Origin of the sequence: Stenotrophomonas sp. YIM B13575, assembly GCF_042787595.1 — a bacterium.
GTDB lineage: Bacteria > Pseudomonadota > Gammaproteobacteria > Xanthomonadales > Xanthomonadaceae > Stenotrophomonas > Stenotrophomonas lactitubi_B.
In genome coordinates this window covers 1-7,566 of sequence record NZ_JBHZOP010000188.1, presented here as the reverse complement: position 1 = coordinate 7,566, position 7,566 = coordinate 1, and the positions used below count along the sequence as shown (strand labels likewise).

The 7,566-nt window shown below is 67.3% G+C and carries 9 protein-coding genes; 2 read left to right on the top strand and 7 right to left on the bottom strand.

All coding sequences use genetic code 11. The annotated features are described in order from the left end of the window. Positions 1–295 precede the first annotated feature (295 nt). From ACFX4F_RS20640 to ACFX4F_RS20615, 6 genes are all read right to left on the bottom strand, one after another. The gene (locus ACFX4F_RS20640; protein WP_019183439.1) at positions 296–502 is read right to left on the bottom strand and encodes a cold-shock protein; all 207 of its coding nucleotides are present in this window, start codon (positions 500–502) and stop codon (positions 296–298) included. Positions 503–590: 88 nt separating this feature from the next. Beyond that, positions 591–1,337, bottom strand: a complete 747-nt coding sequence (locus ACFX4F_RS20635; protein ID WP_099818943.1) for an S-methyl-5'-thioinosine phosphorylase — start codon at positions 1,335–1,337, stop codon at positions 591–593. A gap of 82 nt (positions 1,338–1,419) precedes the next feature. After that, positions 1,420–1,974 (bottom strand): hypoxanthine-guanine phosphoribosyltransferase, encoded by a 555-nt coding sequence (locus ACFX4F_RS20630; RefSeq protein WP_025879180.1) that lies wholly within the window; start codon positions 1,972–1,974, stop codon positions 1,420–1,422. Continuing rightward, positions 1,974–2,981 (bottom strand): beta-N-acetylhexosaminidase, encoded by a 1,008-nt coding sequence (gene nagZ, locus ACFX4F_RS20625; protein WP_099818942.1) that lies wholly within the window; start codon positions 2,979–2,981, stop codon positions 1,974–1,976. The genes ACFX4F_RS20630 and nagZ overlap by 1 nt, the downstream gene beginning before the upstream one ends. Positions 2,982–3,143: 162 nt before the next feature. Next, the gene (locus ACFX4F_RS20620) at positions 3,144–3,851 is read right to left on the bottom strand and encodes a DsbA family oxidoreductase (protein ID WP_380658221.1); all 708 of its coding nucleotides are present in this window, start codon (positions 3,849–3,851) and stop codon (positions 3,144–3,146) included. An 84-nt stretch (positions 3,852–3,935) separates the two neighbouring features. Next, positions 3,936–4,421: a CYTH domain-containing protein gene (locus ACFX4F_RS20615; RefSeq protein ID WP_380658219.1), complete on the bottom strand. Its 486-nt coding sequence runs from the start codon at positions 4,419–4,421 to the stop codon at positions 3,936–3,938. A gap of 93 nt (positions 4,422–4,514) precedes the next feature. Here ACFX4F_RS20615 and ACFX4F_RS20610 point away from each other — a divergent pair, with 93 nt between their 5' ends. Continuing rightward, entirely contained in the window at positions 4,515–5,135 is a 621-nt protein-coding gene (locus ACFX4F_RS20610; protein ID WP_380658216.1) for a hypothetical protein, read from the top strand. 60 nt (positions 5,136–5,195) lie between these two features. On the opposite strand, the gene rlmD is transcribed toward ACFX4F_RS20610, so the two are convergent. After that, complete coding sequence (rlmD, locus tag ACFX4F_RS20605; protein WP_099818938.1) at positions 5,196–6,530, bottom strand: 23S rRNA (uracil(1939)-C(5))-methyltransferase RlmD; 1,335 nt, start codon at positions 6,528–6,530, stop codon at positions 5,196–5,198. A gap of 128 nt (positions 6,531–6,658) precedes the next feature. Here rlmD and ACFX4F_RS20600 point away from each other — a divergent pair, with 128 nt between their 5' ends. Then, positions 6,659–7,381: a response regulator gene (locus ACFX4F_RS20600; RefSeq protein ID WP_099819109.1), complete on the top strand. Its 723-nt coding sequence runs from the start codon at positions 6,659–6,661 to the stop codon at positions 7,379–7,381. Positions 7,382–7,566 lie beyond the last annotated feature (185 nt).

Here is a 7,566-nt window from a genome sequence, read left to right as displayed (position 1 = left end):
GCCGGCTCTCCTGCGAATGTCCCCCGGCAGCCTCTGCGCGGCTGCCTCCTCCTTTACTTCGCAGGAGAGCCGGCAGTGGTGGCGGCGCTCAGCTTTCATGGCCTCTGTTGGCGCGCGCGCGATTCCGCAACGGGAGCGCCTGTCCTTGCGTGCGAAGTAAAGGAGGAGGCGATGGCCGCAGGCCAGCGCCGGGGGACATTCGCACGCAAGGACAGGCGCTCCCGCAGCAAGGGCATCTTCACGGCCCGAAAAAAAACCCCGCCGAAGCGGGGTTTTCAACGCACTATCGAGTGGATCACTCGGCCGGAACGATGTTCGAGGCCTGGGCGCCCTTCGGGCCCTGGGTCACGTCGTAGGTGACCTTCTGGCCTTCCTGCAGACTGCGGAAGCCCTTGGAGTTGATCGCGGAGAAGTGCGCGAAGACGTCGGCGCTGCCGTCCTCCGGCGAGATGAAGCCAAATCCCTTGGCGTCGTTGAACCACTTGACGGTACCGTTCGGCATGGTGATGCGTGACCTTATGCAATGAATGGGTGGTGTACGCTGAACCCGCGCACAAGCTGAGTATGCAAAGCTTGTTACGCGAAGACAATCACCCCCGCGCCAATTCGCCGACCAGTTCCGGAAGTCCGTTGCTGGCGGCCTGCACATTGGCCAGTACTTCGGCCATGGTGATTTCCTCGCCGTCACCGCACCCGGCGGCCCAATTGGCAACGATCGCCAGGCAGGCATAATCCAGCCCCAGCTCGCGTGCCAGCGCCGCTTCGGGCATGCCGGTCATGCCCACCAGGTCGCAGCCATCGCGGCGCATGCGCGCGATTTCAGCGATGGTTTCCAGTCGCGGGCCCTGCGTTGCGCCATAGCAACCGCCGTCGTGGACCTTCACACCGGTTACCTTCGCTGCCGCCAGGATCTTGCTGCGCAGCATCGGCGTGTACGGATGGCCAAAGTCGACGTGCACCACGTCGGTGCCCTCTTCCTCGCAGATCGTGCTGATCCGGCCCCAGGTGTAATCGATTACCTGATCCGGACAGGCCAGTACACGCGGTCCGAAGTCGTCACCGATGCCACCCACGGTATTCAGTGCCAATACCCGTTGCGCGCCGATCTGCTGCAGCGCGGCCAGGTTGGCGCGGTAGTTGATCTTGTGCGGCGGCAGCGAATGACCTTCACCGTGTCGCGCCAGGAAAGCCACGCGATGACCGAGCAATGTCCCGACCCGCACCGGGCCGGACGGCTGTCCGAAACGGGTCGAGACTTCGTGGGTCTGCACGTCGTCAAGCTTGGCCAGATTGTAGACACCGGTGCCGCCAATCACGGCCAGGGCGATCTGTTGCATGAAAAGCACTCCAGAGAAAAAAGAACGCCGGCACCCGAAGATGCCGGCGGCAGGAAACGCAGGCCGCAAGGCGGCCGCGTTGTTATTCCTTCATCGCGTAGATGGCCGGCACGCAGCGCAGGGTTTCGTTGACGTCCATGCCGAAACCGAACACGTAGCGATCCGGCAGTTCGATGCCGGCGTAGTCGGCGGTGACGTCCGGCAGCGCGCGGTCGTGCTTCTTCACGGTCATCGCGGCAATGCGCACGTCGGTCGCGCCCTGCTCCAGGCACCAGGTGCGCACGCCCTGCAGGGTGTAACCCTCGTCGAGGATGTCATCGACCAGCAGCACGCGACGGCCGAACAGCGCGGTGGCCGGCTTGTGCTTCCACACCAGGTCGCCGCCGGTGGTCTCGCCACGGTAACGGGTGGCGTGCAGGTAATCGAACTGCACGTCCTGGCCGCGCGCGCCCAGTTCCAGTGCCAGCTGGCCTGCGAACGGCAGCGCACCATGCATGATCGACAGGAACAGCGGCACCTCGCCCTGGTAATCGCGCGCGATGGCGTCGGCGATGCCGGCAATGGCCTTGTCGATGGTGGGACGATCGACCAGCAGGTCGGCTTGGGCCAGGGCCTGGGAAATGGTGAGGTTCGGCATCAGACGGTTCTTCCAAGGGTTTGAAGCAGACGGGATTGGGTGTCGCCATGGCGGGCATCGGCCAGCAGGCCATCCCAGCCAAGTGCGCCGCGGCCGAGCAGGCCCAGCAGCGCAGCGGTATTGAGGGAGCGTCCCTGCACCGCGTGCAGGGCTTCATCGACCAGTTCCGGGTGGCAGACCAGCACCACGTCGCAGCCGGCATCCAGGTGCGCGTGCACGCGCGCCGGCACGCCACCGGCGCTGTGCGAGGCGGCCATGCCGATGTCATCGGAGAACACCACGCCGCGGAAGCCGAGTTCGTCACGCAGGATCTGCTGGATCCAGCGCGGCGAGTAGCCAGCCGGTTCCGGCGCAACCTGCGGATAGATCACGTGCGCCATCATCACCGCATCGGCGCCGGCGGCGATACCGGCCGCGAACGGGACCAGATCCTGTGCGCGCAGTTCGTCCAGCGCGCGCGGATCGATCGCGGTATCCACATGGGTGTCTTCCAGCACGGTGCCATGGCCGGGGAAATGCTTGAGGGTCGCGGCCATGCCGACCGCGTGCATGCCACGCACATAGGCGGCGGTGAACGCGGCCACGACCTGCGGGTCTGCACTGAAGGCACGGTTGCCGATGGCGCGATTGCCACGGCCAAGGTCGACCACCGGCGCGAAGCTCAGGTCCACACCGCTGGCACGCACTTCACTGGCCATCAGCCAGGCGTGCTGCTCGGCAAGTGCCAGCGCAGCGTCGGGATCCCTGGCGTACTGGACACCAATGTCCTGCAGCGGCGGCAGCTCGCTGAAGCCCTCGCGGAAGCGCTGCACGCGCCCCCCTTCCTGGTCCACGCAGATCAACTGCGGACGCGGAGCGGCAGCGCGGATCGCCGCCGACAGTTCGGTCACCTGCTGCCGCGAAGCGAAGTTGCGCTTGAACAGCACCACCCCGGCCACAGCATCGTGCTGCAGCCAGTCACGTTCCTGGGCGGTCAGTTCAGTACCGGCAACGCCGATCAGCAGCATGGTCGATCTCCACAACGGGCGCCCGCATGGCGCAGTGCCGCATTGTCGCAGAACCGGCCAACAGGCGCAGTGGTCAAAAAAGGGGACGGAGGGGATTAACGCGCAATCGGCCCACTGGTGCCGAATACGACTTGATCCCCCCCGTCCCCTGTTGCGGTCCGGTCAGACCTTGCAGCCGTCCGCGCCGCAGGCGTCGTCGCTGCCATCCGGGGCACCCTGCGCGCCCTGCCCTGCCGCCTGCTCGGCGGCAATCTGGCGCAGCGCGTTGGCGAAGGCTTCCGGCGGCTGGGCGCCGGATACAGCCCAGCGACCGTCGATGACGAAGGTGGGCACCGTGGAGATACCCAGCGCATGGGCCTGCGCCAGGCCCGCTTCCACTTCGGCCAGGCCACGATCGCCGGCCAGCATCTGCTGGATCTCGTCTGCAGCCAGGCCACCCGCAGCGCCAGCCTCGACCAGCACTGCCGGGTCGGCCAGATTCTGTCCATGCTCGAAGTGGGCGCGGAACAGCGCCTCGCCGACCGCCTCCTGCACGCCGTGCTGGCCCGCCAGCCACAGCAGGCGATGCGCCGGCAGCGTGGTTACCCGCACCTGGCCCTGGCTGAAGTCCATCGGCAGGCCCTCGGCCCGCGCGGTGGTCTGGGTCTGGCCAAGAATCTGCTCGGTGCGCTCGGCACCGCCGAACTTGCGCACATAGGCCTCGCGCAGCGGCACCGGGGTGGCGTCCGCATCCGGATCGAGCTGGAACGGCTGCCAGTGGATCTCGAGTTCGGGCGCGTCGGCGCCCAGCAACTGCACACCCTGCTGGAAGCGATGCTTGCCGATCCAGCACCAGGGGCAGACCACGTCGGAGTAGATGTCGATTCTCATCCCTGCGACATGTGGCCTGCTCGCGCCGAAAAAAGGGGGACGGAGGGAATCAAGTCGCTATTCCGTGCGCCCCGCTTCAGGATTTCACCACTGTGAATAGGGATTGTTGGCCAGCGCCACGTTGTAGTAGCGCGCGTCGTCGGTGACCTCGGCGCCGACCCAGTCCGGCAGGTCGATGGCCTGGTCAGCGCTGTCGAGTTCGACTTCAGCGACCACCAGGCCAGCGTTGTCGCCGAGGAACTCGTCCACTTCCCAGGTCAGGCCGGCGTACGCGACCAGATGCCGGCGCTTGTCGATCAGGCCACCGACGCACAGCGCCAGCAGGTCGCGCGCATCCTGCACCGGGATCGGGTAGTCGAACTCCTGCCGGGTATGGCCCAGCGTTCGCGACTTCAGGTTCAGCGCGGCCTTCTCACCTTCGATGCGGACCCGCACCGAGGCGTTCTGGGTGCCGCAGTCGAGCGCGCCCAGATCGTTGATGTAGCCCTGCGCCATCGGGATGACCCGGTGCGCGGCGGTGCGCCACCCATCATGGGTGACGAGGAATTTGCGTTCGATTTCGATGCCCATGGGCACAGTATGCGGCTCACGCCAGATGCTGCCTATCAGCGCGGCGGCAGGCACGACTACACTGCGCGGCCCCCAACCAAGGAATGGTCGCCCATGCCCCTTTCCCGTCGTCTTCGTCGCTGTCTTGCCCTGTCGGCACTGCTGCCGTGCGCTGTCGCAGGTGCCGCATCAACGGCGATGCCATCGCTGCAGCAGGCACAGGCCGCGATGGACCGGATGTTCGATCAGGCCATTGCCGATCGCCCCGCCAGCGACAGCAGCCGCCTGGTCGCCGAGACCTTCCGGCCCCGCCTGCAGGCCCTGGACAGCTGCGCACCCGCCGAGGCCGGCGATGCGGTCGACTGCATCGCCACCGCCAGTGCAGGCATCAATTCGCGACCGCAGCTGCTGCGGCTGGCCCTGGTGGGCGGCGTGTGGACCCTCCCTGACCAGCGCGATGTCCCGGTTCCGGCGCCGCCGAAGGATCGGGTGCAGGTCCTGCTGCGGGAACGGATCGCCGGCCAGGCACAGCAGCAGACCGACCCCGCCCTGCGCGCGCGATACGAGCAGGCGGCCGGCACCCTGCAGGTGCAGGACGTGAGGAGCTGCGACGTTGCCAGCGACAGGGCCGTCATCGAATGCACGGTGCGCGCCGGCGACGGCAACGAGCACGGCGAGCAGTCGATGGCCTTCATGCGCGTGGATGGTCAGTGGCAGAACGCCCCGGCCGACTGAGCGCGTTGCCTGCGTGCAGGCAGCAAGGCAGGCGCCGGGTAGACCCCGGCGCCGCAGGCATCAACGCTTTTCGAACACCGCGATGCTTTCCACGTGCGCGGTATGCGGGAACATGTCCATCGCACCGGCGCTGACCAGGGTGAAGCCCTGTTCGTTGACCAGGTAGCCGGCATCGCGGGCCAGCGAGCCCGGATGGCAGCTGACATAGACGATGCGCTTGAACTGCTTCAACGGCAGCTGCTGCAGCACTTCGATGGCGCCGGAACGCGGCGGATCCAGCAGCAGCTTGTCGAAGCCCTGGCGCATCCACGGCGTGCTGCGCTGGTCCTGGGTCAGGTCGGCGCTGTAGAACTGCGCGTTGGCCAGTCCGTTGCGCTCGGCGTTTTCACGCGCACGCGCCACCAGCCCGGCATCACCTTCCACGCCCACCACTTCGCGCACCTTGCGTGCCAGCGGCAGGGTGAAGTTGCCCAAGCCACAGAACAGGTCCAGCACGCGCTCGTCGGCACCCGGCTCAAGCAGGTCCAGCGCGTGGGCGATCATCTTCTCGTTGAGCTTGGCATTGACCTGGATGAAATCCAGCGGACGGAATGCCAGTTCGACATCCCACGGCGCCAGCCGGAACGACAGCGCCACGCCCTGCCCGTCCAGCGGCTGCACGGTGTCCACGCCGCCCGACTGCAGGTAGATGACAAAGCCCTGCTGCTGGCCAAAGGCCGCCCAGGCCGCGCGATCGGCGTCACTCAGCGGCTGCAGGTGGCGCACGGTCAGTACCACCGCCTGGTCACCGGCGATGAATTCGATCTGCGGAATGTCGCGTTTGCCGTCCAGCGATTCGATGAAAGTCGACAGCACTTCCACCTTGGTGCCGATCTCCGGGATCACTGTCAGGCACTGCTGCAGGTCCGCGACGAAGCGCGGGTCCTGTTCGCGGAAGCCGACCAGGGTCTTGTCCTTCTTCTCGACCCGGCGCACCGAGAACCGACCCTTGCGGCGGTAGCCCCAGCTGTCGCCGACCAGCGGCGGCAGCACGGTGCCCGGCTTCACATGGCCGATGCGCTCCAGGTTGTCCATCAGCACGCGCTGCTTGGCGACGATCTGCTGGTCTTCATCCAGGTGCTGCAGCACGCAGCCGGCGCAGGTTCCGAAATGCGGGCACTTGGGGGTCACCCGCTGCGGCGAGGCCTGCAGCACCTGCACCGTGCGCGCCTCATCGAAGTGGCGGCTGCGGGCGGTCTGTTCGGCCATCACCACTTCGCCCGGCAGGGCGCCGCTGATGAAGGTGACCTTGCCGCCCTCGCCTTCACGGCGGGCAACACCGCGGCCATCATGGCTGAGGTCGAGGATCTCGGTCTGGAAGGGAGTACGGTCGATGCGGGAGCGGGATCGGGCCACGTGGCAACAGGCTGCGGGCAAAAGTGGGGCGGTATTGTCGCAGATCCTGACCGGCGGGGCCGCTGGCCGCTTGCGCCCGCCGCCGCCGTGCTTGATGATTGACCCCAGCTGACATGGAGGCAGCCCTGATGCAGATGACCCCGCGGGCCAGTCGACCCCGCTTCCTGCTTGTCGAGGACGACATCATCAGCCGCGGTTTTTTCAAAGCGGCGTTGGAAACGTTACCAGCGGATGTGGACACCGCCGACTCACTGGCCAGCGCCTTGGCGCGCGCCGAGCCCGGTGCCCACGATCTGTGGCTGATCGACGTCAACCTGCCCGATGGCAATGGTGCCCAGCTGTTGCACCAGCTGCGCCGCTCGCACCCGGACACCCCGGCGCTGGCGCACACCGCCGACGGCGATGCCGCCATTCACGCACGCCTGCGCGAGGCCGGCTTCAGCGACACCCTGGTCAAGCCGCTGGGCCGCGACCAGCTGCTGAAGGCGGTCCGCCGTGCGCTGGTCAACAGCCCTGCCGGTTCCACGGTGCCGCCGGCGGCGGTCGAGCTGGCGCTGGAGGACTGGGACGAAACCGCCGCCCTGGCCGCGCTCAATGGCCAGCGCAACCACCTGATCGCCCTGCGCGAACTGTTCCTGGCCGAACTGCCGGGGGTGCGCGACGCGGTCGAACAAGCCGTGGACCAGCACGACGAGCGCCAGCTGCGCAGCCAGTTGCACCGGTTGCAGGCCAGCTGCGGGTTCGTGGGTGCCGCGCGACTGGCGCGGGCGGTGCGGCAGCTGCATCACATGCCCGAATCGGGGCAGGCACAAGCGGGGTTCCGCGCCGCCGTAGCGGCCCTGCTGCACTGAGGGGTTCGGCCGGGCTGCGCCCGGCACCCGCAGGGGCTTTCAAGCAACAGCCGAAGCAACGGCAACAGCGAAAGCGCCTTCCTGCGGGATGGCGGGGCGGCATGGGCTGGCAGGACACGCCATAAACCCGTCCCTGGGGGCTCGATGGCGCCATCCATGGCGCCAACGGTCCTGCCAGCCCATGC

Excerpts from the sequence above, each read along its gene's own strand:
- ACFX4F_RS20630 (WP_025879180.1), bottom strand. The coding sequence starts at position 1,974 with ATGCCGAACCTCACCATTTCCCAGGCCCTGGCCCAAGCCGACCTGCTG.
- ACFX4F_RS20610 (WP_380658216.1), top strand. The coding sequence starts at position 4,515 with ATGCCCCTTTCCCGTCGTCTTCGTCGCTGTCTTGCCCTGTCGGCACTG.
- nagZ (WP_099818942.1), bottom strand. The coding sequence starts at position 2,981 with ATGCTGCTGATCGGCGTTGCCGGTACTGAACTGACCGCCCAGGAACGT.
- ACFX4F_RS20615 (WP_380658219.1), bottom strand. The coding sequence starts at position 4,421 with ATGGGCATCGAAATCGAACGCAAATTCCTCGTCACCCATGATGGGTGG.
- ACFX4F_RS20640 (WP_019183439.1), bottom strand. The coding sequence starts at position 502 with ATGCCGAACGGTACCGTCAAGTGGTTCAACGACGCCAAGGGATTTGGC.
- ACFX4F_RS20620 (WP_380658221.1), bottom strand. The coding sequence starts at position 3,851 with ATGAGAATCGACATCTACTCCGACGTGGTCTGCCCCTGGTGCTGGATC.
- ACFX4F_RS20635 (WP_099818943.1), bottom strand. The coding sequence starts at position 1,337 with ATGCAACAGATCGCCCTGGCCGTGATTGGCGGCACCGGTGTCTACAAT.
- ACFX4F_RS20600 (WP_099819109.1), top strand. The coding sequence starts at position 6,659 with ATGCAGATGACCCCGCGGGCCAGTCGACCCCGCTTCCTGCTTGTCGAG.